The following is a 22,171-nucleotide window of genomic DNA, read 5'->3' on the forward strand; positions in this document are numbered from 1 at the left end:
TCACACCATGAACATCCCCGACGCGCCCGAGCCCGCCCACCCCCCGGCGGTGCCCGCCGCGGTGCGCGCCGCGGTGGCCGGCGAGGCGCTGCCCGCCCTCGTCGTCGACCTCGACGCCGTCGACGCCAACCTCGACGATCTGCTCCGCCGCGCCGGGGGCACGCCCATCCGGGTGGCCTCCAAATCGCTGCGCATCCCCGGGCTCATCGCCCACGTGCTCGCCCGGCCCGGTTTCGCCGGGGTGCTCGGCTACACCCTCTCCGAGGCCCTGGACCTGTTCCGGGCCGGGATCAGCGCCGATATCGTGGTGGCCTACCCCACCGCCGATGCCGCGGGCCTGGCCGAGCTGGCCGCCGACCCGGCGGCGCGGGCCGCGATCACCCTGATGGTGGACTGCGTGGAGCATCTCGATCTGCTCGCCCGGCACCTCGGCGACCCGGCCGCGCTGGCCGATGCCCCGGTGCGGATCTGCCTGGACGTGGACGCCTCCTGGCGGCCGCTGCCCGGGGTGCACGTGGGCACCCTGCGCTCGCCGACCCGCACCCCCGCCCAGGCCGCCGCCCTGGCCCGCGCCGTCGCCGCCGCGCCCGGGCTGCACCTGGTCGGGGTGATGATGTACGAGGGCCATATCGCCGGCGTCGGCGACCGGGGGTCCTCGGCGCGCGCCCGCGGCATCCGGCTCATGCAGCGGCTCTCCCGCCGGGAGCTCGCCCGCCGCCGGGGGCGGGTGGTCGCCGCCGTGGAGGCGGCGGCCGGGGCCCTGGAGTTCGTCAACGGCGGGGGCACCGGCTCCCTGGAATCCACCTGCGCGGAGGCCGCGGTCACCGAGGCCGCCGCCGGCTCCGGGGTGGTCGCCCCGACGCTCTTCGACGGCTACCGGGCCTTCGCCCCCACCCCGGCGGAGTGGTTCGTGCTGCCGGTGGTGCGCCGGCCGGCCCCGCGCACCGTCACCGTCGCCGGCGGCGGCCGGATCGCCTCCGGCCCGGCCGGGGCCGACCGGCTGCCCCGGCCGGTCTGGCCGGAGGGCCTGGCCTACGCCGCCGCCGAGGGCCCCGGGGAGGTGCAGACCCCGCTCACCGGCGCCGCCGCCGCGCGGCTGGCGCTCGGCGATCCGGTGTGGTTCCGGCACGCCAAGGCCGGGGAGGCCGCCGAACACGCCAACGAGGCCGTCGTCGTCGCCGGCGGCCGGGTCATCGACCGCTGGCCCACCTACCGCGGCGAGGGAAGGATCCACGCATGAGCACCACCGTCTGGCGCAACTGGTCCGGCACCCAGACCTGCCGCCCCGAGCGCACCCTGCGGCCGGCCACCGAGGGGGCCGTCGCCGCCGCCGTGGCCGAGGCCGCCGCGGCCGGCGGGGTGGTCCGGCCGCTGGGCGCCGGGCACTCCTTCACCCCGGTGGCCTGCACCGAGGGGGTGCGCCTGCAGCTCGACGGGCTCTCCGGGCTGGTCGCCGTGGACCATGCCGCGGGCACCGTCACCCTGCGCGCCGGCACCCGGCTGCGGGACATCCCCGGGCTGCTGCGCCCCCTCGGCCTGGCGCTGCCCAACCAGGGCGACGTGGACCCGCAGTCGGTGGCCGGGGCGGTGTCTACCGGCACCCACGGCACCGGGGCCGGGTTCACCGGCTTCGCCGGCACCGTGCGGGCCTTCCGCATCATCGGCGCCGACGGGGTCGCCCGGGACTGCCGCCCGGACGCCCCCGGCGAGGCCGGGGAGCTGTTCCGGCTGGGCCGGCTGGGCCTGGGCGTGTTCGGGGTGCTCACCGAGCTCACCATGACCGCGGTACCCGCCTTCCACCTGCTCGCCGATGAGCACCTCGAGGACTTCGAGGCGCTGCGCCGGGAGTTCCCGGCCCGGGTGCGCGCCGCCGATCACCTGGAGTTCTACTGGTTCCCCGGCACCGACGCCGCCCTGGTGAAGGACAACCGCCGGATCCCGGACGCCGACCTGGCCGCCTGGGCGGCCTCCCCGGAGGCCGCCGGGGTGACCCGGCCCACCCGGCTCGGCCGGGTGCGCGGCTTCATCGACGAGGAGCTCATCTCCAACGGGGCGCTGTGGGCGATGTGCGAACTCGCCCGGGCCCGGCCCGGCCTGGTGCCCCGGCTCAACGCGCTGGCCGCGCGCACCGTGCCCCGGCGGCGCTGGGTGGGCCCGGCCCATGAGGTGTTCGTCTCCCCGCGGCGGGTGCGCTTCGCGGAGATGGAGTACGCGGTGGACCTCGACGACGCCCCCGAGGTCCTCGCCGAGATCCGCCGGGTGATCGACGCCGCCGGCGCCCACGTCTCCTTCCCCCTGGAGGTGCGCGCCGCCGCCGCCGATGACGTGGCCCTGTCCACCGCCTACGGCCGGCAGTCCTGCTATATCGCGGTGCACCGCTACCACCGGGAGGATCACCGGGACTACTTCGCCCTGGTCGAGCCGGTGCTCGCCGCCGCGGGCGGCCGCCCGCACTGGGGCAAGCTGCACACCCTGGGCGCCACCGAGCTGCGGGAACGCTACCCGCTCTTCGACGAGGTCGCCCGGCTGCGCGCCCGCCTCGACCCGGAGGGGGTGTTCCTCAACGATCACCTCCGCGGGCTCTTCGGGGCCTGAGCCCCCCCCCGGGCGCTAGCCGCGGTCCAGCGCCGCCCGGGTGCGCCGCCGGGCGCGGATCCGCACCAGCCCGTCGGCGATGGAGATCGCCACCGCCACCCAGATGATCCCGAAGCCCACCCAGCGGCCGGCGCTGATCTCCTCATGCCGGACGAACACCGCGATCAGCATCTGGATCATCGGGGTGAGGTACTGCAGCATGCCCACCGTGATGAGCGGCACCTGCTTGGCGCCCCGGCCGAAGAGCAGCAGCGGCACCCCCGTGGCCACCCCGGCGCTGAGCAGCAGCAGGGCGTGCCCCGGGCCGTGGGCGGTGAAGGTGGAGGCCCCGGTGCCGGCCAGCCACAGCAGGTAGCCCGCCGCCAGCGGCGTCATGATCATCGACTCGGCGGTGAGCGAGGCCGCCGAGGACAGCCGCACCCGCTTCTTCAGCAGCCCGTAGCAGCCGAAGCTGAAGGCCAGGGCCAGGCCCAGGACGGGCGGCCGGCCCAGATCCGCGGTCATCACCGCCACCGCCACCACGGCCAGGCCCACCGCCGCCGCCAGCGGCCGGTTCAGCCGCTCCCGGAGGAAGATCACGCCCAGCACCACCGACACCAGCGGGTTGATGAAGTAGCCCAGCGCCGCCTCGGCGACATGGCCCGTGTTCACCGTGTAGACGTAGACGCCCCAGTTCACCGCGATGAACGCGCTCGCCGCGAACAGGGTCGCCCAGGTCCGCGCCGAGGCCGCGCGCAGCTCCCGCCAGGTGCCGGTGACCGCCACCAGCACCGCCATCAGGACGAAGGTCCACAGGAACCGGTGCGCCAGGATCTCCACCGGGGCGGCCGGGCGCAGCAGCGGGAAATACAGCGGGAACAGGCCCCACAGGGCGTAGGCGCCGAACACGTTGAGCATGCCGGTGGAATCTACTCCACCGGATGACCGCGCCGGCGGCGGGGTCGGCCCCGGAACCCCCGGTCAGGCCGCCGGCGCCGGGGCGGGGGCACCGGGCGCGGGCGCGGGCTCCGCGCCCCCGGCCGGCGGCCCGGGCGGCCCGGGTTCGGCGGCGTCCCCGCCGGGCCCCTCCGGCGCGGAACCCGCGGGCTCCGCCAGGGGGCGCACCCCGAAACGGCCGTAGGCGGCGTCCGCCGGCAGCGGCTCCACCGCCGCCACCCCGGGCCGATCGCGCATCGCGCGCAGCGCCGCGGCATCGGCGTGCACCACCAGGCCCACCACCCCGGGCAGCGGGGCGGCCGGGTCCAGCCCGGACTCCACCGCCGCGCGGGTGGCCTCCCGGCGCAGCACCTCCGCCCGGGACCCGCCGGCCGGCGGCTCCGGCAGCTCCACCGCGATCGCCGCGCCCAGCAGCACCCGGCCCACCCGGATCCCGGACCCGCCCGGGGCGATCCGGTCCACCACCTCCGGCTCCGCCGGCGGGGCCAGCGAGACCAGCGCCCAATGCGCCAGCTCATCGTCGATCCCGGCGAGGGCGGCGTCGGCGCGTGCGGCGTAGCCGGCCACCGACTCCCCGTCCTCGGGGCCCAGGAAATCGCCGTTGATGCTCATCGGCCCGCGCACCCGGTCCGAGCCGGCGGCGAGCACGAACATCACGGACAGCCCGATCACGCACGCCAGGGACAGCAGCGCCACCGCCGGGTGCACCGAATCATCGTCGACCGCGCGGAAGGACCGCCACCGCGCGCGCAGCCCGCTCATTGGCCCCGCAACACCTCCAGCCCGTACCGGAGATCCTCCGGGTACGGGCACTCGATCTCCATCCAGCGGCCGTCCGCCGGATGATGGAACCCGATCGCCACCGCATGCAGCCACTGCCGGGTCAGGCCCAGCCGCTCGGCCAGCGCCGGATCCGAACCGTACATCGGATCGCCGACGCAGGGGTGGTTCAGCGCCGAGAAATGCACCCGGATCTGGTGGGTGCGGCCGGTCTCCAGGCGCACGTCCACCAGGGTCGCCGGGGCGAAGGCCTCCAGGGTGGCGTAGTGGGTCACCGCCGGTTTGCCGTCATCGCGCACGCAGAACCGCCAGCCCGCCGAGGGGTGCCGGCCGATCGGCGCGTCGATGGTGCCCGAGGAGGGATCGGGGTGGCCCTGCACCAGCGCGTGATAGCGCTTGGTCACCTCCCGGTTGCGGAAGGCCCGCTTGAGCATGGAGTAGCCGTGCTCGCTGGCGGCGACCACCATCACCCCGGAGGTGCCCACGTCGAGGCGCTGCACGATGCCCTGCCGCTCCGGCGGGCCGGAGGTGGCGATCCGGAACCCCGCGGCGGCCAGGCCGCCGACCACGGTGGGCCCGGACCAGCCGACCGTGGGGTGGGCGGCCACGCCCACCGGCTTATGCACCGCCACCAGGTCGGAGTCGTAGTAGAGCACCTCCATCCCGGCCACCGGCTCCGCCGCCGGCGCCGGCGGGCCGGGGGCCTCCGGCAGCAGCACCTCCAGCCAGGCGTCCTCCACCAGCCGGTCGGATTTGCCGACCGCCGCCCCGTCGAGGCTGACCTCCCCGGCGGCGGCGAGCCGGCCGGCGGTGGTGCGGGAGACCCCGAGCAGCTTCGCCAGGCCGGCGTCCACCCGCATCCCGGCCAGGCCCGCGGGCACCGGCATGGTCCTGGTCTCACGCATCGGCGTCCCCCTCGGCCGGGGCGAGCACCAGCCAGGCGGCGAGGATCACCACGCCGACGGTGATCGCCGAATCGGCGATGTTGAACACCGCGAACCCGCGCACCGAGATGAAGTCCACCACATGGCCCACGTAGAAGGCGGGCTCGCGCAGCAGCCGGTCCACCAGGTTGCCGGCCGCGCCCCCGGCGATGAGGCCCACCGCCGCCGCCGGCCAGGCCCGGTGCAGCCGCCCGGAGAACCACACCGCCGCGGCCAGGTAGCCCAGCTGGATGGTGGTGAACAGCCAGGTCGCGCCGGTGCCCATGGAGAAGGCCGCACCGGGGTTGCGCAGCAGGGTCAGCTGCAGCCACCGGCCGAGCACCGGCACCGGGGGCTCGCCCTCCAGGGCGCCGATGGCGGCGATCTTGGTCAGCTGGTCGAGGACCAGCACCACCACCAGGACGGCGGCGAACAGCCGCCGCCGGGGCGGGCGGCGCCCGCCCGCCGCGATGGCGGCGGCGCCGGGGTTCCCGGCCGGGGCCGCCGGCCGGTCGGGGGTCGCGGAATCGGTCACCGCACCATCATCGCCCATGGGCGCCCCCGGGGCCAGCAGCCCGGGCCGGGCGCCGGGCCGGTAGCCTGGGCCGGGTGAACCCGCGCCCCGCATCCCGCCCCCGCACCAGAACCGCCGCCCTGGCCTGCGCCGCGCTGCTCGCCCTCGGCGCCGCCGGCTGCGCCGACCCGGAACCGGAGCTCACCCCGCTGGGCCTGGACCCGGCCCGAGTGGAGCTGCTCGAGCCCGGCGGCGGGGACAAGGCGGTGATCCGCTACCGCGACGAGGGCGCCGACCAGGCCGCCCGGGTGACCGTCACCCGCGGCTTCACCCAGGCGGTGGAGGCCCCGGACGGCACCGTCGAGGCCGACCCGGCGCTGCCGGACACCACCATGGTGCTGCCCCTGCAGGCCACCGCCGCGGGGGCGGGCCCGGCCCGCAGCGTCGGGGTGGAGCTCGGCGAGCCCACCGGCAGCGATGAGCGGCTCAACGAGGATCTGGCCACCGCCGAGGGCTTCCGCCTGGACTACGACGCCGGCGGCACCGGGCTGCCCCGCAACCCGGCGGCCGGCGCCCCGGAGCGGGCCAGCGACACCGCCCGCGCGGGGGTGGAGACCTCCCTGCGGCAGTGGCTGACCACCCCGGTGGCCTTCCCGGACGACCCGGTGGGCGTCGGCGCGGTGTGGCGGGTCGCCGGCGAGGCCGATGACCCGGGGATGCGCCGGGCGCTGACCTACCGGCTGGTCGGCCGGGACGGGGATCTGGTGGACCTGGAGGTCACCGCGGAGCAGACCCCGGTGGAGGCCACCCTCGACGACGGGGAGGTGGCGCTGAGCGTCATCGAGGCCGAGACCCGCACCCGGGAGGGCCGGCTGCGGGTGGACCTGCGCCGGCCGCTGCCGGTGTCCGGGGCGGTGGATTTCGTCGTCACCGTGGTCTACGGCGATCCCGGCGATGACGCGGGCCCGCGGGTCATCCAGCGCACCCTGCGCGCAATCGAGTACGCCGGCTGAGCCCGGCGCGGCGGCTGCCGCGGGGCCCGGCCGGCGCACGGGTCGGGGACGGGGCGGCTACTGCACCGGGGCCCCGTCCTCCGGGGCCGGGGCGGGCGCCGGGGCGTTCGGATCCGCCGGGGCGGGGGCGTTCGGGTCCGCCGGGGCCGGGGCGGGCGCGTTCGGATCCGCCGGGGCGTTCGGGTCCGCCGGGGCGTTCGGGTCCGCCGGGGCCGGGGCCGGGGCGTTGGGGTCATCGCACAGCGGCGGCACCCGGTCCGGGGCGACGTTGCGGATCAGGGTGCACGCCCACATCTGGGACAGCCGCCAGCCGCCGTCGACGTTGACGAACTCCACGCCCTCGATGAGCTGCGGCTCCTGCTCCGGGATGGTGAAGTTCACCGGGGCGAGCACCGTGTCCGGGGCGTAGCCCTCCACGATCGGGTCCAGCACCTCCAGGGTGGCCCCGGACTCCTGCTGGGACTCGGTGATGATCTCAAACAGCTCCGGGAACTGCTCGCCGTTCTCCACGGTGCGGGACTTCTCCTCCGGCGGCAGCGCCGGATCGGTGGCCCGGGCGAGGACCTCGTTGAGCTCCTGCGCGGTGGGCAGCGCCGGCGCCGGGGCCACCGAGGTGGTGCTCGTCTCCGGGGTGCCGGTGCCGTTGCCGCCCGCGGCGTCGTCGTCGCCGCAGCCGGCCAGGGCCAGCGCGGTGGAACCGGCGAGGGCGAGGGCGAGGATGCTGCGTCGGATGGTCATGGCTCTCCTGACATGGGTGGGGTGCGTGGCCCGGGTGGGGCCGGGGCCCGGCCGGGGCCCCGCGGACCCGGGCGAGTCTACCCGCCTCCGCCGCGGCGGGCTTCCGTAGAGTCGGGCCCATGGATCAGCCCGCGCCCGCCGCGACCCCCGCCCCGCCCGCCCGCCTGGTGGTGCTCGCCACCGGCGGCACCATCGCCTGCACCCGGGATCGTGCCGGGGCGCTGGTGCCCACCCGCTCCGGGGCGGAGCTGGTCGCCGAGGTCGCAGCCCGCTTCCCCGACGGCGCCCTCGAGGTGGAGGTGCGCGAGCTCGCCAGGCTGGATTCGGCGGCCCTGACCATGGCCGACGTCGACGCGGTGGTGGAGGCCTGCCACGGCGCGCTGGCCGATCCGGGGGTCACCGGGGTGGTGGTGCTGCACGGCACCGACACCATGGAGGAGACCGCCGCCGCGGTGGACCTCTTCCACGACGACCCCCGGCCGGTGGTGTTCACCGGGGCGCAGCGCCCCGCCGACGACCCGGAGGCCGACGGGCCCGGCAACCTCTTCGAGGCGATGGTCGTCGCCGCCGACGCCTCCGCCCGCGGGATCGGGGCGCTCATCGTCTTCGGCCACGCGGTGCTGCCCGCCCGCGGCGCGGTGAAGTGGCATGCCCAGGATCCGCTGGCCTTCGCCACCAACGCCCCCGAGGATCCGCCCCGGCCGGCGCCGCTGCCCCGGGTCGCCCTGGCCGGCACCCGGGTGGACGTCATCGCCGCCTACCCCGGCGCCGACGGGGCCCTGGTGGACGCCGCGCTCGCCGCCGGCGCCGAGGGCCTGGTGCTGGTGGGCTACGGCGCCGGCAACATCGGCGGGGCCTTCGCCGCGGCCGCCGTCCGCGCCCTCGACGCCGGGGTGCCGGTGGTGATGTGCACCCGGGTGCCGCGGGGGGTGGTGCGCGGCGACTACGGCGGCGCCGGCGGGGGCGCCACGCTCGCCGCCCGCGGGGTGATCGGGGCCGGCTGCCTGCACGCCGGGCAGGCCCGGGTGGCCCTGGCCGCCGCCCTGGCCGCCGGGGTGCACCCGCAGACCCTCTTCGACGCCCCCGACTAGGCCCTCCCCCGCCGCCGGCCGGGCGCCGCTCAGCGGCCGGGCAGCTCCCGGGCCGGATTGCCCGCCACCACCGCGCCGGGCGGGACGTCGCGGGTGACCACGGCGCCGGCGCCGACCACCGCATCGGCGCCGACGGCCACCCCGGGCAGGAGCACCGCCGCGCCGCCGATCCAGGCGTTGTCGCCGATGGTGATGGGGTCGGCGGCCTCGATCCCGGCCCGGCGCGCCGCCGGGGCCAGCGGGTGCACCGCGGTGAGCAGCTGCACCCCGGGGCCGAGCTGCACCGCCTCGCCGAGCCGGATCTCGGCGACGTCGAGGGCGATCAGCCCGAAGTTGATGAAGCAGCCCGGGCCGATGTGCAGGTTCACCCCGTAGTCGACCTGGATCGGCCCGCGCACCGTGGCGCCCGGGCCGAGGGTGCCGAGCAGTTCGCCGAGGATCTCCCGGCCGCGGGCGGGCTCGGTGGCCCAGCAGGCGTTGAAGCGGGCGGCCAGCTCCATGGCGCGGGCGTTGGCCCCGGCGATCACCGGGTCATCGGCGTGGTACCACCGCCCGGAGACCATCCGGGACCACATCCCGGCCGCGCCGGGGGCGGGGCGGTCCGGCCCCGGGTCGGCCGGGCGGCGGGGGTTGCGGTGGGTCCTCATGGCCGCAGGTTACCCGGCCGGCCCGGGCCGGGGCCCGGCCCCGCCCTCCCCCGCGGGTGGTGCCGCGCCCGGATCCGGCGGCGCGGGCGCCGCGGCGGGGTCGGCGGGCTCCACCGGGCCCGGGGGCTCCTCCGGCAGCTCCGGTTCCGCGTCGATGCCGGCGGCGTCCTCCTCCGCCCGGGCGAACCAGTCCGCCCAGTCCAGGCTGCACAGCGGGGAGCACTCCCGCAGCAGCGGGTCGTCCTCGGCGAGGGTCACCGCCCGGCCCGGCCCGGTGGCCCGGGACTCGAAGCGCACCGAGACCACCCCGTGCCCGGCGCCCTGCACCCAGCCGTGGCCGTGGGTCTCGTGGTGCACGTCCCCGGTGGGCGGCCAGCGCGAGTCGCTGGGCCGGTACACCGGCAGCAGCCCGGCGCCGGGCCCCTCCCCGGCGCCGGCCGCCGCCGCGGCCGCCGCCCCGGGGATGCCCGGCGCGGCCGGGGCGGCGTCCTCCACCACCCGGCCGCGCTCCAGCTCCGGGAAGAGCACCTCCTGGATGGTGTCGTGCAGCCCGGAGAAGCCCACCCCGACCAGGCGCATCGGCCCGATCCGATCCACGTCGAAGGCGATCCGGTGCGCCACCGCGCGAAGGGTGGGCTCGTCCACGGTGGCGAAGGACAGCGTCTCCGAGCGGGTGTGCACGCTCAGGTCGGCCAGGCGCACCTTGACGGTGACGGTGCGCGCCCCGCGGCCGTCGGCGAGCAGCCGCTGGTGCGCGCGGGCGGCGGCCCGGTCGATGGCGGCGCGCACCTGCGCGCCGGTGACCAGGTCCTCCGGGTAGGTGTACTCGGCGGAGATGGACTTGGCGACCTCGCGTTCGCGCACCGGGCGGTCGTCGATGCCGCGGGCCAGCAGGTGCAGCTGGGGGCCGATGGTGCGGCCCAGGCAGGCCTCCACGTCGCGGGGGCCCAGGGCGGCGAAATCGGCGATGGTGCGCACGCCGAGGGCGTTCAGCCGGGCGGCGGTGACCGGGCCGATGCCCCACAGGGCGCCCACCGGCAGCGGGTCGAGGACCTCGTGGCGGCGTTCCGGGGCGATGATCGCCACCCCGTCGGGTTTGGCCATCCCGGAGCCGATTTTGGCGTACTGCTTGCCGGCCCCGGCGCCGATGGAGGCCGGCAGCCCGGTCTCCTCCCGGATCGCGGCGCGCAGCCGCTCCGCCCAGGCGCGCACCGCCTCCTCCCCGGCCCCGGCCAGCTCCGGGGGCTCCAGGAAGGCCTCGTCGACGCTGAGCTGCTCCACCACGGCGACATGGTCGCGGATCACGTCGAAGACCCGGCGGGACACCGGACCGTAGATGCCCTTGCGGGCGGCGACCACCACCGCCGAGGGCGGCATCAGCCGGCGGGCCCGGCGCATCGGCATCGCCGAATGCGCCCCGTGCACCCGGGCCTCATAGGAGGCCCCGGCGACCACGCCGCGCCCGGACAGCCCGCCGACCAGCACCGGCCGGCCGCGCAGGGTGGGCCGGGTGAGCTGCTCCACGGAGGCGAAGAACGCGTCCATGTCGATGTGCAGAACCCAGCGGCGCATGATCGCCCATCCTAGGCCCCGGGCGGCGCTGCGCCGGCGCCCCGCACCGCCCGGGGCGGGCGCGGGGCGCCGGTGGCCGGCTCAGGCCCTGCGGATCTCCGCGGTGCAGCCGTCGCCGAGATCATGGGCCAGCGGGCCGGCGCCGGAGGTCACCTCCAGCTCCACGGCGAGCACCTCGGCGGCGATCGCCTCCCGGTTCGCCCGGGCCCAGGCCAGCCGGGATTCGGGCACGTCCACGGTGGCCCGGATCCGGTCGGTGATGGCCAGCCCGGCGCGCTTGCGGGCGTCCTGCAGCCCGCGCACCCGGTCCGCGGCCCAACCCCGGGCGGCGTGGTCCTCGTCGACGGTCATGTCCAGCACCACCAGGCCGTCGACCCCGGAGACCTCCGCGGCGGCGTCGGCGTCCACGGCCACCAGCCGGCGGCTGAACTCCCCGGGGGCCAGCTCCACCCCGCCGGCGATCACCCGGTCGCCGACCGTCTCGTAGTCCCCGGCCTTCACCGCCCGGATCGCGGTCTGCACCTCCCGGCCCAGCCGGGGCCCGGCGGCGCGGGCGTCGACGACCACCTCGAAGCGGCCCGCGGCGGCGACGTCGTCGTCGAGCACCACCTCGTCGACGTTGACCTCGCTGGCGATGATCTCGGTGAAGGGCGCCAGCTGGTGCGCCTCCGGGATCGCCACGGTGAGCCGCGGCAGCGGCAGCCGGTTGCGCAGCTTGTTGGCCTTGCGCACCCGGGAGGCCGCGGAGCAGACGTCGCGCACCACGTCCATGGCGTGCACCAGGGCGGCGTCGCGGGGCAGGCCCGCCCCGTCCGGCCAATCCGCCAGGTGCACCGAGCGGCCCCCGGTGAGGGACTTCCAGATCACCTCGGCGGCCATCGGCAGCAGCGGGGCGGCGAGCCGGGTGAGGGTCTCCAGCACCGTGTACAGGGTGTCGAAGGCCTCCGGGTGGGCCTCGTCGCCGGCCCAGAACCGGTCCCGGGAGCGGCGCACGTACCAGTTGGTCAGCGCATCGCAGAACCAGCGCACCTCATCGCAGGCCCCGGCGATGTCGGTGGCCTCCATCCGGGCGGTGACGTCGTCGACCAGCTCGGCGAGCTTGGCCAGGATGTACCGGTCCAGCACATGCTCCGAGTCGGTGCGCCGCTCGGCGGGTTTCGAGGCGTAGAGCTGCAGGAAGGAGTAGGCGTTCCACATCGGCAGCAGCGCCTGGCGGACCCCCTCCCGGATGCCCTGCTCGGTGACCACCAGGTTGCCGCCGCGCAGGATCGGCGAGGACATCAGGAACCAGCGCATCGCGTCGGAGCCGTCCCGGGCGAAGACCTCGTTGACGTCGGGGTAGTTGCCCTTGGACTTGCTCATCTTCAGCCCGTCGTTGCCGAGCACGATCCCGTGCGCGACGACCTCCTTGAAGGCGGGCCGGTCGAACAGGGCGGTGGCCAGCACGTGCAGGGTGTAGAACCAGCCGCGGGTCTGCCCGGAGTACTCCACGATGAAGTCCGCCGGGGAGTGCGACTCGAACCACTCCTTGTTCTCGAAGGGGTAGTGCTTCTGCGCGAAGGGCATCGACCCGGACTCGAACCAGCAGTCCAGCACCTCCGGCACCCGGCGCATGGTGGACCGGCCCGTGGGGTCGTCCGGGTTGGGCCGGGTCAGCTCGTCGATGTAGGGCCGGTGCAGGGAGGTCGGGCGCACCCCGAAATCGCGCTCCAGCTCATCGAGGCTGCCGTAGACGTCGACCCGCGGGTACTCCTCGGAGTCGGAGACCCACACCGGGATCGGCGCGCCCCAGTAGCGGTTGCGGGAGATGTTCCAGTCCCGGGCGCCGGCCAGCCATTTGCCGAACTGGCCGTCCCGGATGTGCCCCGGCACCCAGCGGATGCCCTCCCGGTTGAGCTCCACCATCCGGTCGCGGATCTTGGTGACCTCCACGAACCAGGAGGGCAGCGCCATGTAGATGAGCGGCTCCCCGCTGCGCCAGGAGTGCGGGTAGGAGTGCTCGATGGTGCGGTGCCGCAGCACCCGGCGGGCGGCCTTGAGGTCCCGGATGATCGCCTTGTTCGCGTCGAAGACCAGCTGCCCGGCGTATTCGGGCACCGCGGCGGTGAAGCGGCCGTCCATGTCCACCGGGATCACCGGGTCGATGCCGTGGGCCCGGCAGACCTCCATGTCGTCCTCGCCGAAGGCCGGCGCCTGGTGCACGATGCCGGTGCCGTCCTCCACGGTGACGTAGTCGGCGGCGAGCACCCGGAAGGCGTTCGGCTGGTCGGCGAAGTGGTCGAACACCGGCCGGTAGCGCAGGCCCACCAGGTCGGCGCCGGGCCGGCGGGAGAGGATCTCCGGGTCCGCGCCGAGCTCCTCGGCGTAGGCGCCGAGCAGCGGTTCGGCGAGCAGCATCCGCTCGCCCCGGAAATCGGCGATCCCGTCCTCGCCGACCCGCACCTCCACGTAGGTCACCTCCGGGTGCACCGCCAGCGCCAGGTTGGACGGCAGCGTCCACGGGGTGGTGGTCCAGGCCAGGGCGTTGGCGCCGACCAGGTCCGCGGCGGCGGAGTCCCCGGCGTCGACGATGGGCAGGGTGACCGTCAGGGTGGGGTCCTGGCGCATCTTGTAGGAGTCGTCCAGGCGGGTCTCCTGGTTCGACAGCGGGGTGTGCTCCGCCCAGGAGTAGGGCAGCACCCGGAAGCCCTGGTAGATGAGGCCCTTGTCGTAGAGCTCCTTGAAGGCCCAGATCACCGACTCCATGAAGTCGAGGTCCATGGTCTTGTAGCCGCCGTCGAAGTCCACCCAGCGGGCCTGCCGGGTGACGTAGTCGCGCCATTCCCCGGCGTACTTCAGCACGCTGGCGCCGCAGTACTCGTTGAACTTCGCCAGGCCCATGTCCTGGATCTGGCCCTTGTCGGTGATGCCGAGCTGCTTCTCCGCCTCCAGTTCCGCGGGCAGGCCGTGGCAGTCCCAGCCGAAGACCCGCTTGACCTGCTGGCCGCGCATGGTGCGGTAGCGCGGCACGATGTCCTTGACGTAGCCGGTGAGCAGGTGGCCGTAGTGCGGCAGCCCGTTGGCGAAGGGCGGGCCGTCGTAGAAGACGTACTCCTCGGCGCCCTCGCGGGCGGCCACGGAGGCGGCGAAGGTGCCGTCGGCGTCCCAGAAGTCCAGGACTCGCTCCTCCAGGGCGGGGAAGTCGGGGCCGCCGGCGGCGCTGCCGCCGAAGAGGTCGGTGCGCGGGTAGGCGCCGCCTGCGGGGGTGGGCGTGGTCATATGGGGCTCCCGTCGCCGTGCCGGCCGGCGGGGGCGCCGCCGGCCGGGGTGTCGTGGTCGACGGGGACGCCACCCGACGGGCCCGGTGCCCCGGTGACGCGGTACCACCCCGCTTGACGCCGCCCGGGGGCCGGGCGCCGTCCGCTCGTGGCGGGCTGTGCCGGGCCCGACCCGTCCGGTTCTACTGGGCGCGGCGGCCGCGCCGTTCTTCCGGAGCGCTCCCCGGTGATGGCCGGATCCTCGCGCATGCACGGGGCAGTATAGCCGCACCGGCCGCCCGGATCGACGCGGCCCCGCCGGCCGGGGCGCGGGGCGCTCCGGCGGCGGGGCCGCGGCGGGGGTGCGCTAGCTGGAGTAGCCGTCGGCGGGGGCGGCGGACTCGCGGGAGTTGAGGTCCTCCAGCTGGGACTCCAGGAAGGTCTTCAGCCGGGTGCGGTACTCGCGCTCGAAGAGCTGCAGCTCCTCGATCCGGGCCTCCAGGGCGGACTGCTGCTCGCGCACCGTGGTCATGATCTCGGTGTGCTTGCGCTCGGCGTCGGCCTGCAGTTCGGCGGCGCGCTGCTCCGCGGAGGACACGGTGGCCGAGGACCGGGCGTCGGCGTCGGAGATCATCTGCTCGCTGCGCTGGCGGGCGTCGGCGAGGGTGCTCTCGGACTCCTCGCGGGCCTCGGTGACCATCCGCTCGGCGCGGCGCTGCGCCTCGGCGACGGTCTCCTCGGCCTCCCGGCGGGCGTCGCCGAGGGTCTTCTCCGCCTCGGCACGGGCGGAGCCGACCGTGGACTCGGACTGCTCGTTGGCGCGCTCGATGGTCTCCTCCGCCTCGGCGCGGGCGTCGGCGACCATCTGCTCGCTGTCCCGCTTGGCGTCGGTGGTGAGCCGGTCGGCGGTCTCCTGGGCCAGGGCGAGCACCCGGGCGGCCTGCATATGCGTGTCGGCCTCGGCCTGGGCGGCGGAGGGGGCGGCGTCCGCGGCGTCGCGGGCGCGGCGCTCGGCGGCGTCGGCGCGGGACTCCGCCTCGGCGAGGCGGTCCTCGCTCTCGGCGCGGATCCGCTCGGTCTCCTCGGCCAGCCGGCGCTCGTAATCGGCGCGCAGCTCGGCCTCGATGGAGGCGCGCAGCCGGTCCTCGTCGACCCCGGAGCCGGCCGGGGCGGCGGTGCCGGAGCGGGCCTCGGCGAGGTCGCGCTCCAGGTCGTCGACCCGGACGCGCAGCTCGGAGTTCTCGTCCTGCAGCTCGCCGAGGGCGTCCTCGACAAGGTCGAGGAACTGGTCGACCTCGTCCTCGTTGTAGCCGCGCTTGCCAATCGGCGGCTTGCTGAAAGCGACGTTGTGCACGTCAGCGGGAGTCAGCGGCATTGGACAGTTCCCCTTCGCATGGTTGTGGACGTATATTCCGCGGGTCGCACCCGACGCGGTGGCCGGGCCACCTGCGAACCTGCCGCCCGCCGCCCCCGGGGAATCGGGGTAAACGGGACATGCACGTTCACGATGTTCTTTCTTCGACGCCCATACTAACCCGTTTCAATCACCGGCACACCATCCCACGCGGCGCACCCCCAGATCCCGGCGCGATTCCCGCGGCCGGATCGGGGCCCGGGCGCGGGGGCCGCCGCGCCGCCGGCGGCGGGCGGGACGGGGCGGCGGCGGGCATGGCGAGGGGGCGGCCCCGCCGGGCGATGCGGGCATCGCGCGGCGGGGCCGCCCCGGGAGCACGGGCGCCGGCGGGGCTAGGCCCCGGCGGCCAGGCCGGTGACGATGATGCGCAGGATCATGAGCACGAAGAAGAGCACCAGCACCGAGAGATCCAGCTGCACCCCGCCCATCGGCATCGGCGGGATCACCTTGCGCACCGCCTTCACCGGCGGGTCGGTGATGGTGAACACCACCTCGCCGATGGTGGCGAAGACCCGCCCGGGCCGCCAGGCCCGGGAGAAGGAGGCGATCATCTCGATGATGATCCGGGTGAGCAGCAGGTAGGTGAAGACCTGCAGGAGGATGCCGATGACGGCGAAGAAGGCGTGCACGGCTCCCCCGGCCTAGACCGACATCTGGTCGCGGCCGGCGTCCGGCAGCTCGACGCCCTCCGGCAGCAGCGTGAAGGCGGTGCCGTCGGGGATGATCCGGCCGCGCAGCGCGAAGGACAGCCCGGCGGCGAAGTCGAGGTAGCGCTTGCGCTCGGCCGGGGCCAGGTCCACGAGATCGAAGGTGACCACGTCGCCGTCGCGGAAGCGCTCCCCGATTTCCCGGGCCTCGGAGTAGGCGTCGGCGAAATCGGCCCGGGGGGTGATGTGCACCTGCTCCGGGGCCGCGGGGGCGGCCAGCGGGCGCAGCCGCGGGGAGTCGTAGTCGCGGCCGGGCTCGTCGTAGCCGGGCTCGTCGTAGCCGCGCCCGTAGTCCCGGTCGTAGCCGCGCTCGTAGCCGCGCTCGTAGCCGTAGTCCCGGTCCGCCGGGGCGTAGCCGTCCTCGCGGTAGTCGTCGTAGCCGTCCTTGCCGGCGTCGGGGGTCAGCCCGAAGTAGTCGTTGAATTTCCTGAGGAAGTCGGCCATGTCAATCCTTCGTCGTGCTCGTGAACGGGGTCATCGTGCCAGGCTCGACCGTACCGCCCGACGCGGCCGCGCGGGCCCCGACACACCGGGGCCGGCGCCCGGCTCAGCCGGTGAGCGCCACCACCCCGGCCTGCCGGCCGGTGACCCCCTCCCGGCGGTGCGAGAACAGCGCCGGATCGGAGATGGTGCACGCCGGCAGCGAGTCCAGCCCGGCGACGCCGAGCCCGTGCAGCTGGCGCAGGATCCCGGCGCGCAGGTCCAGGCCCGGGGTGCCCGCGGCGGTGCGGGTGCGGGAGCCGGGCAGATGCGCCTCCACGTCGGCGGCCATCTCCGCGGGCACCTCGTAGCGGGCCCCGGAGGCCGCCGGGCCGAGCAGCGCGTGCATCCGCCCCGGGCGCGCCCCGAGGCGCTCCATGGCGGCCACGGTGGCGGGGATGATCCCGTCGCGGGCGCCGCGCCGGCCGGCGTGCGCGGCGGCGACCACCCCGGCGGCCTCGTCGCAGAGCAGCACCGGCACGCAGTCGGCGACCAGCACCACCAGGGCCAGGCCCGGGGTGGCGGTGACCAGGGCGTCCACCCCGGGCACCGGGTCGGCCCGGCGGGAGCCGACCACGGCGACCCGGGCGGAGTGGGTCTGCTCCATCCACACCAGATCGCGGGGGTCCAGGTCCAGCGCGGCGGCCAGCCGGCGCCGGTTGCGCGCCACCGCCCGCGGATCATCGCCGACGTGGGTGGCCAGGTTGAAGGAGTCGTAGGGCGGCGCGGAAAACCCGCCGCGGCGGGTGGTGAACACCTTGCGCACGCGGCGGGCGGGGCCGGGTCGGGTCACAGGAAGCCCGGCAGGCCGAGGCCGTCGTCGTCCTCGCGGTGGTCGCGGCCGTCACGGCCGTCGCGGGAGTGCCGGCCGGGGCCCTCGTCCAGCCCGGAGGAGAACAGCCCGCCGGCGCGGCGCGGCTCCCGGCGCTCGAAGGTCTCCGCCCGGGGGGTGAAGGACTCCCGGGGGCGGGCCGCGCGCGGCTCGCCGCGGGACTCGCCCTCCCCGGCGCGGTCGCCCTCGCCGAGGTGGTCGCCGCCGGGCAGCGCCCCCTCCCGCTCGCCGCGCTCCCGGCGCTCCGCCCGGGAGGCCGGGGCCTCCCCGGCGGCGGCGTCGAAGCCGGTGGCGATGAGGGTGACCCGGATCTCGTCGCCGAGGTTGTCGTCGAAGATGGTGCCGAAGATGATGTTGGCGTCCTCGTCGGCCTTGGCCTCCACGAAGGCGGCGGCCTCGCCGACCTCCAGCAGCTCCATGTCGGAGCCGCCGGCGAAGCTGAGCAGCAGCCCGGTGGCGCCGTCCATGGCGGTCTCCAGCAGCGGGGAGTTCACCGCCGCCTCGGCGGCGGCCATCGCCCGGTTGTCCCCGCGGGCGGCGCCGACGCCCATCAGCGCCGACCCGGCCCCGGACATCACCGAGCGCACGTCGGCGAAGTCGACGTTGATCATGCCGGGGGTGGTGATGAGGTCGGTGATCCCCTGCACGCCGTTGAGCAGCACCTGGTCGGCGTAGCGGAAGGCCTCCATCATGCCGATGTTGGCCTCGCCGATCTGCAGCAGCCGGTCGTTGGGGATCACGATCAGGGTGTCGCAGGCCTCCTTGAGGTTCTCGATCCCGGCCAGCGCCTGCTTGGTGCGCCGGCGGCCCTCGAAGGAGAAGGGCTTGGTGACCACGCCGACGGTGAGCGCGCCGGCCTTCTTCGCGATCCCGGCGACCACCGGGGCGGCCCCGGTGCCGGTGCCGCCGCCCTCGCCGGCGGTGACGAAGACCATGTCCGCGCCCTCCAGGGCGGCGCCGATCTCCTCCTTGTGGTCCTCCGCGGACTCCCGGCCCACCTCGGGGTCGGCGCCGGCGCCGAGACCGCGGGTCTTCTCCCGGCCGATGTCGAGCTTGAGGTCCGCGTCGGAGAACATCAGCGCCTGGGAGTCGGTGTTGATGGCGATGAACTCGACGCCCTTGAGGCCCTCCTCGATCATCCGGTTGACGGCGTTGACGCCGCCGCCGCCGACTCCGACGACCTTGATGACGGCGAGGTAGTTGTTCGGGGAGGTCATATGCTGTGCTCGCCCTTCCTTGACTGTGTTCCGCGGGTTCGGGTGGCCGCGCGCGGCCGATGCTTGCTCGGGCTCCATCATCGTGCATGGCGGACCCGGGCGCGCCCACCGCCGCGGGCGCGGCGTGTCGCCTCCCTCAAGCTGAACTTGATGGTTAACCTGGGGTTTCCGCCCCCGCCGGATCCCCGGCGATATCCCGGGTGGCGGGCCGGCGCGGATCGGCGACGTTCCAGGAGCGCTCCGGGCGGCCCAGCAGATCCCGGATCGCCACCGCCTTGGCCGCGGCCTGGTCCGCGGAACCGGCGTACATCGCCCGATCCCCGTCGAAGACCAGGGTGATCGCGTTCGGCCCCGGCGCCTCCACCCGGGTGAGCCGCCCGCGCAGCTCCCCCGGCAGCGCGCGCAGCAGCTCCAGCGCCTCGCCGACGACCTCCCCGGCCTCCCCGGCCGGGGCCCCGGTGAGCTCCGGGACGCCCTCCGGGGCGGGCGCGCGCAGGAACTCCGTGCCCGCCTCGTCGAAGAGCCGGTCCCCGTCGGCGTCGCGCAGGAACAGCGCCGGGGCGTGCTCCACCACCTCGATCCGGATCCCGCGCGGCCAGGCGCGCGCCACCGTGGCCCGGCGCACCCAGGGCTGCCCGGCCACCGCGGCCGCCGCATCGGCGGTGTCCACCCGCAGCATCCGCTGCCCCTCGCGCACCCCGGAGGCCTCGCGCACCGCGGCCTCGTCGGCGTGCACCACCCCCGCCACCCGGATCTCGCGCACCGTGGCCGCGGGGGTGAAGAACAGCACCGCCCAGGCCACCGCCACCACCGCGGCGAGGGCGCCGAGCGCCACCGCCACCCGGCGGGCCCGGCTCACCGCAGCGCCCCCAGGATCTCGTCGGCGAGCATGGTGACGCTGCCCGCGCCGATGGTGAGCACCACGTCATCGGGTTCGGCGACCTCGCGCACCCGGGCCGGGGCGTCGGTGAAATGCGGCTCGAACACCGAGGGCACGCGCACCGCGCGCTCGATGAGCCCGCCGTCCACCCCGGGGATCGGCTGCTCCCGGGCCCCGAAGACGTCGAGCACCACCACCCGGTCGGCCAGGGACAGCGCCTCGGCGAACTCCCCGGCGAAGGCCCGGGTCCGCGAGTACAGGTGCGGCTGGAACACCGCGATCACCTTGCCGGAGCCGGCCTCGTCGACCAGCTCCCGGGCGGCGCCGAGCACCGCCCGCACCTCGGTGGGGTGGTGCGCGTAGTCGTCGTAGACCCGCACCCCGGCGTAGGGCCCGTCGGCGACCGCCCCGTGGTAGTCGAAGCGGCGGCGCACCCCGGTGAACTCGGACAGGCCGGTGGCCATCCGGCGCAGCTCCGCACCCACGCAGCGGCCCGCCACCAGGGCGGCCAGGGCGTTGAGCGCCATATGCCGGCCGGGCTGGCGCAGGTGCATCGTCACCGGTTCGCCGAGCACCTCGGCGGTGACCTCCGCGCCCCCGCCGGTGGAGGTCCAGCCGTGCAGCACCGCCCCGGCGGCCAGCTCCGGATGCCCGGCCAGCGCCTCCGCGCCGCCGTAGCCGAGCACCCGGATGCCCCGGGCGGCGGCGCGTTCGCCCAGCTCCGCCGCGCGCGGGTCCTCGGCGCAGACCACCAGGGTGCCGCCGGGCACCACCCGGTCGGCGAAGTCGTCGAAGACCCGGTAGTAGGCCTCGGCGGTGCCGAAGAAGTCCAGGTGGTCCTCCTCCACGTTGGTGACCACCGCCACCTGCGGGGAGTAGGTGAGCAGGGAGGCGTCCGATTCATCGGCCTCGGCGACGAAGACGTCCCCGCTGCCCTGGTGCGCGTTCACCCCGGCCCGGGACATCAGCCCGCCCACGGCGAAGGAGGGGTCCAGCCCGGCGGCCTGCAGCGCGGCCACCGCCATGGAGGTCGTCGAGGTCTTGCCGTGGGTGCCGGCGATGAGCAGCGCCCGGTGCCCGGCCATGAGCATGCCCAGCACATCGGAGCGCCGGATCACCGGCACCCCCAGCCGGCGGGCCTCCACCAGCTCCGGGTTGTCCTCGGGGATCGCGGCGAAGGAGACCACCACCGCCTCCGGCACCGCCCCGGCGGCGGTGAGGTTCGCCGCGTCATGGCCCACCGCCACATGGGCGCCCATCGCGCGCAGGCCCACCACCGCCCGGGACTCCTTGACGTCGGAGCCGCTCACCGCGACCCCGCGGGCGAGCAGGATCCGGGCCACGCCGGACATCCCGGCGCCGCCGATGCCGATCATGTGGACGCTGCCGGGCAGGGCCGCCTCTGGGCCGTTGGTCATGGGGACCGCCTCTCGGGTTGCGGGGGTGTTCGGGGTTCGGTTGTCTTCTCGGGCCGGGGCCGGCGCTCAGCCGGCGAGCGCCAGCACCCGGCGGGCGATCGTCTCCGCGGCGTCGCGGGAGCCCGCCGCGGCCGCCGCCGCGCCCATCGCCGCCAGCCGCCCCGGGTCGCGCAGCAGCGGGATGATCGTGTCGGCGACGCTGGCCCGGGTCAGCGAGGCGTCGGCGAGCAGCAGCCCGCCGCCGGCCTCGACCACCCCGGTGGCGTTGAGCGCCTGCTCGCCGTTGCCGTGCGGCAGCGGCACGTACACCGCGGGCAGCCCGGTGGCGGAGACCTCCGCCACGGTCATCGCCCCGGAGCGGCAGATCACCAGATCCGCCGCCGAATAGGCCAGGTCCATCCGGTCGATGTAGGGCACCGCGACATAGGGGGCCTCCAGGCCCTCCGGGACCGTCACCCGGTTGCCGCGGCCGTGCGCGTGCAGCACCGCGATCCCGGCGGCGGCGAGATCCGCGGCGGCGCCGGCGACGGCCTCGTTGATGGAGCGCGCCCCCTGGGAGCCGCCGGTGGCCAGCAGCACCGGGCCCTCGGCGGGTAGCCCGAAGAAGGCCCGCGCCTCGGCGCGGCGGGCCGGGCGATCCAGGTCCGCCAGGGCGGCGCGCACCGGGATGCCCACCACCTCGGCGTCGATCCCGGACCCGGCGACGGCGGCCAGGGCCGCCCCGCCCAGGCGCACCCCCAGCTTGTTGGCCATCCCGGCCCGGGCGTTGGCCTCGTGCACGGCGAAGGGGATCCGCCTCCCCGGCCGGGCCAGGGCGCAGGCGAGGTAGGCGGGGGCGGCGACGTAGCCGCCGAAGCCCACCACCGCATCGGCGCCCACCCGGTCGAGCACCCGCCGGGTGTCGCGCACCGCGGCGGCGACCCGCCAGGGCAGCTTCACCAGGTCGGCGGTGGGCTTGCGCGGCACCGGCACCGGGGGGATGAGCTCCAGGTCGTAGCCGCGGGCCGGCACCAGGGTGGTCTCCAGGCCGCGGCGGGTGCCCAGGGCGGTGATCCGGGCCTCCGGGTCGAGCCGGCGGATCGCGTCGGCGACGGCCAAGGCCGGCTCCACGTGACCGGCGGTGCCGCCGCCGGCGACGACGATCGAGCGTCCCCGCCCGGATTCGGCTGCCTGCATGT

20 protein-coding genes are annotated in these 22,171 nt (G+C 76.0%); 4 read left to right on the forward strand and 16 right to left on the reverse strand.

What is annotated here, in order from left to right:
• Positions 1–7 precede the first annotated feature (7 nt).
• Together CSPHI_RS07540 and CSPHI_RS07545 are read left to right on the forward strand one after the other, a co-directional pair.
• Positions 8–1,240: an alanine racemase gene (locus CSPHI_RS07540; RefSeq protein WP_075692206.1), complete on the forward strand. Its 1,233-nt coding sequence runs from the start codon at positions 8–10 to the stop codon at positions 1,238–1,240.
• Complete coding sequence (locus CSPHI_RS07545) at positions 1,237–2,595, forward strand: D-arabinono-1,4-lactone oxidase (protein WP_075692207.1); 1,359 nt, start codon at positions 1,237–1,239, stop codon at positions 2,593–2,595. The genes CSPHI_RS07540 and CSPHI_RS07545 overlap by 4 nt, the downstream gene beginning before the upstream one ends.
• Before the next feature lie 15 nt (positions 2,596–2,610).
• Here CSPHI_RS07545 and rarD read toward each other — a convergent pair whose 3' ends face one another.
• The 4 genes from rarD to lspA form a co-directional block, all read right to left on the reverse strand.
• The gene (rarD, locus tag CSPHI_RS07550) at positions 2,611–3,492 is read right to left on the reverse strand and encodes an EamA family transporter RarD (protein WP_075692208.1); all 882 of its coding nucleotides are present in this window, start codon (positions 3,490–3,492) and stop codon (positions 2,611–2,613) included.
• Positions 3,493–3,555: 63 nt separating this feature from the next.
• Entirely contained in the window at positions 3,556–4,293 is a 738-nt protein-coding gene (locus tag CSPHI_RS12675; RefSeq protein ID WP_075692209.1) for a hypothetical protein, read from the reverse strand.
• Entirely contained in the window at positions 4,290–5,216 is a 927-nt protein-coding gene (locus tag CSPHI_RS07560; protein WP_075692210.1) for an RluA family pseudouridine synthase, read from the reverse strand. The genes CSPHI_RS12675 and CSPHI_RS07560 overlap by 4 nt, the downstream gene beginning before the upstream one ends.
• Complete coding sequence (lspA, locus tag CSPHI_RS07565) at positions 5,209–5,769, reverse strand: signal peptidase II (protein WP_245803287.1); 561 nt, start codon at positions 5,767–5,769, stop codon at positions 5,209–5,211. Before lspA ends, CSPHI_RS07560 begins: the two co-directional genes overlap by 8 nt.
• A gap of 74 nt (positions 5,770–5,843) precedes the next feature.
• Between lspA and CSPHI_RS07570 the strand changes: the two genes are divergently transcribed.
• Positions 5,844–6,761 (forward strand): hypothetical protein, encoded by a 918-nt coding sequence (locus CSPHI_RS07570; RefSeq protein WP_084210305.1) that lies wholly within the window; start codon positions 5,844–5,846, stop codon positions 6,759–6,761.
• 57 nt (positions 6,762–6,818) lie between these two features.
• Here the strand turns inward: CSPHI_RS07570 and CSPHI_RS07575 are convergent, their stop codons facing one another.
• Positions 6,819–7,499, reverse strand: a complete 681-nt coding sequence (locus tag CSPHI_RS07575) for a WKL family lipoprotein (protein WP_075692212.1) — start codon at positions 7,497–7,499, stop codon at positions 6,819–6,821.
• Between the two features lie 119 nt (positions 7,500–7,618).
• Between CSPHI_RS07575 and CSPHI_RS07580 the strand changes: the two genes are divergently transcribed.
• Entirely contained in the window at positions 7,619–8,590 is a 972-nt protein-coding gene (locus tag CSPHI_RS07580; RefSeq protein WP_075692213.1) for an asparaginase domain-containing protein, read from the forward strand.
• A gap of 29 nt (positions 8,591–8,619) precedes the next feature.
• On the opposite strand, the gene CSPHI_RS12680 is transcribed toward CSPHI_RS07580, so the two are convergent.
• The 11 genes from CSPHI_RS12680 to murG all read right to left on the reverse strand — a co-directional run bounded on the left by CSPHI_RS12680 (position 8,620) and on the right by murG (position 22,169).
• Positions 8,620–9,237, reverse strand: coding sequence for a sugar O-acetyltransferase (locus CSPHI_RS12680; protein WP_084210306.1), 618 nt, complete (start codon positions 9,235–9,237; stop codon positions 8,620–8,622).
• Positions 9,238–9,246: 9 nt separating this feature from the next.
• Positions 9,247–10,809 carry a DNA polymerase IV gene (locus CSPHI_RS07590; protein ID WP_075692214.1) on the reverse strand — a complete coding sequence of 521 codons (1,563 nt, stop codon included), beginning with the start codon at positions 10,807–10,809 and terminating at the stop codon, positions 9,247–9,249.
• An 81-nt stretch (positions 10,810–10,890) separates the two neighbouring features.
• Positions 10,891–14,067 carry an isoleucine--tRNA ligase gene (ileS, locus tag CSPHI_RS07595; protein ID WP_075692215.1) on the reverse strand — a complete coding sequence of 1,059 codons (3,177 nt, stop codon included), beginning with the start codon at positions 14,065–14,067 and terminating at the stop codon, positions 10,891–10,893.
• Positions 14,068–14,412: 345 nt separating this feature from the next.
• Complete coding sequence (locus CSPHI_RS07600; protein ID WP_075692216.1) at positions 14,413–15,420, reverse strand: DivIVA domain-containing protein; 1,008 nt, start codon at positions 15,418–15,420, stop codon at positions 14,413–14,415.
• Between the two features lie 371 nt (positions 15,421–15,791).
• Entirely contained in the window at positions 15,792–16,088 is a 297-nt protein-coding gene (locus CSPHI_RS07605) for a YggT family protein (protein WP_075692217.1), read from the reverse strand.
• Positions 16,089–16,100: 12 nt separating this feature from the next.
• Positions 16,101–16,610 (reverse strand): cell division protein SepF, encoded by a 510-nt coding sequence (sepF, locus tag CSPHI_RS07610; RefSeq protein ID WP_075692218.1) that lies wholly within the window; start codon positions 16,608–16,610, stop codon positions 16,101–16,103.
• Positions 16,611–16,713: 103 nt separating this feature from the next.
• Positions 16,714–17,403, reverse strand: a complete 690-nt coding sequence (pgeF, locus tag CSPHI_RS07615) for a peptidoglycan editing factor PgeF (protein ID WP_245803288.1) — start codon at positions 17,401–17,403, stop codon at positions 16,714–16,716.
• Between the two features lie 32 nt (positions 17,404–17,435).
• Positions 17,436–18,695, reverse strand: coding sequence for a cell division protein FtsZ (ftsZ, locus tag CSPHI_RS07620; protein ID WP_075692220.1), 1,260 nt, complete (start codon positions 18,693–18,695; stop codon positions 17,436–17,438).
• 154 nt (positions 18,696–18,849) lie between these two features.
• Positions 18,850–19,554, reverse strand: a complete 705-nt coding sequence (locus tag CSPHI_RS07625; RefSeq protein ID WP_075692221.1) for a cell division protein FtsQ/DivIB — start codon at positions 19,552–19,554, stop codon at positions 18,850–18,852.
• Positions 19,551–20,993 carry a UDP-N-acetylmuramate--L-alanine ligase gene (gene murC / locus CSPHI_RS07630; protein WP_075692222.1) on the reverse strand — a complete coding sequence of 481 codons (1,443 nt, stop codon included), beginning with the start codon at positions 20,991–20,993 and terminating at the stop codon, positions 19,551–19,553. The genes CSPHI_RS07625 and murC overlap by 4 nt, the downstream gene beginning before the upstream one ends.
• Positions 20,994–21,059: 66 nt before the next feature.
• A complete protein-coding gene (murG, locus tag CSPHI_RS07635; protein ID WP_075692223.1) occupies positions 21,060–22,169 on the reverse strand; it encodes an undecaprenyldiphospho-muramoylpentapeptide beta-N-acetylglucosaminyltransferase in 1,110 nt (369 codons plus the stop codon).
• Positions 22,170–22,171 lie beyond the last annotated feature (2 nt).

This window comes from Corynebacterium sphenisci DSM 44792 (genome assembly GCF_001941505.1).
Taxonomy (GTDB): domain Bacteria; phylum Actinomycetota; class Actinomycetes; order Mycobacteriales; family Mycobacteriaceae; genus Corynebacterium; species Corynebacterium sphenisci.

Bases quoted from the DNA above. Each gene is read 5' to 3' on its own strand.
- CSPHI_RS07540 (WP_075692206.1), top strand. From the start codon at position 8: ATGAACATCCCCGACGCGCCCGAGCCCGCCCACCCCCCGGCGGTGCCC.
- CSPHI_RS07545 (WP_075692207.1), top strand. From the start codon at position 1,237: ATGAGCACCACCGTCTGGCGCAACTGGTCCGGCACCCAGACCTGCCGC.
- rarD (WP_075692208.1), bottom strand. From the start codon at position 3,492: ATGCTCAACGTGTTCGGCGCCTACGCCCTGTGGGGCCTGTTCCCGCTG.
- CSPHI_RS12675 (WP_075692209.1), bottom strand. From the start codon at position 4,293: ATGAGCGGGCTGCGCGCGCGGTGGCGGTCCTTCCGCGCGGTCGACGAT.
- CSPHI_RS07560 (WP_075692210.1), bottom strand. From the start codon at position 5,216: ATGCGTGAGACCAGGACCATGCCGGTGCCCGCGGGCCTGGCCGGGATG.
- CSPHI_RS07575 (WP_075692212.1), bottom strand. From the start codon at position 7,499: ATGACCATCCGACGCAGCATCCTCGCCCTCGCCCTCGCCGGTTCCACC.
- CSPHI_RS07580 (WP_075692213.1), top strand. From the start codon at position 7,619: ATGGATCAGCCCGCGCCCGCCGCGACCCCCGCCCCGCCCGCCCGCCTG.
- CSPHI_RS12680 (WP_084210306.1), bottom strand. From the start codon at position 9,237: ATGAGGACCCACCGCAACCCCCGCCGCCCGGCCGACCCGGGGCCGGAC.
- CSPHI_RS07590 (WP_075692214.1), bottom strand. From the start codon at position 10,809: ATGCGCCGCTGGGTTCTGCACATCGACATGGACGCGTTCTTCGCCTCC.
- ileS (WP_075692215.1), bottom strand. From the start codon at position 14,067: ATGACCACGCCCACCCCCGCAGGCGGCGCCTACCCGCGCACCGACCTC.
- CSPHI_RS07600 (WP_075692216.1), bottom strand. From the start codon at position 15,420: ATGCCGCTGACTCCCGCTGACGTGCACAACGTCGCTTTCAGCAAGCCG.
- sepF (WP_075692218.1), bottom strand. From the start codon at position 16,610: ATGGCCGACTTCCTCAGGAAATTCAACGACTACTTCGGGCTGACCCCC.
- ftsZ (WP_075692220.1), bottom strand. From the start codon at position 18,695: ATGACCTCCCCGAACAACTACCTCGCCGTCATCAAGGTCGTCGGAGTC.
- murC (WP_075692222.1), bottom strand. From the start codon at position 20,993: ATGACCAACGGCCCAGAGGCGGCCCTGCCCGGCAGCGTCCACATGATC.
- murG (WP_075692223.1), bottom strand. From the start codon at position 22,169: ATGCAGGCAGCCGAATCCGGGCGGGGACGCTCGATCGTCGTCGCCGGC.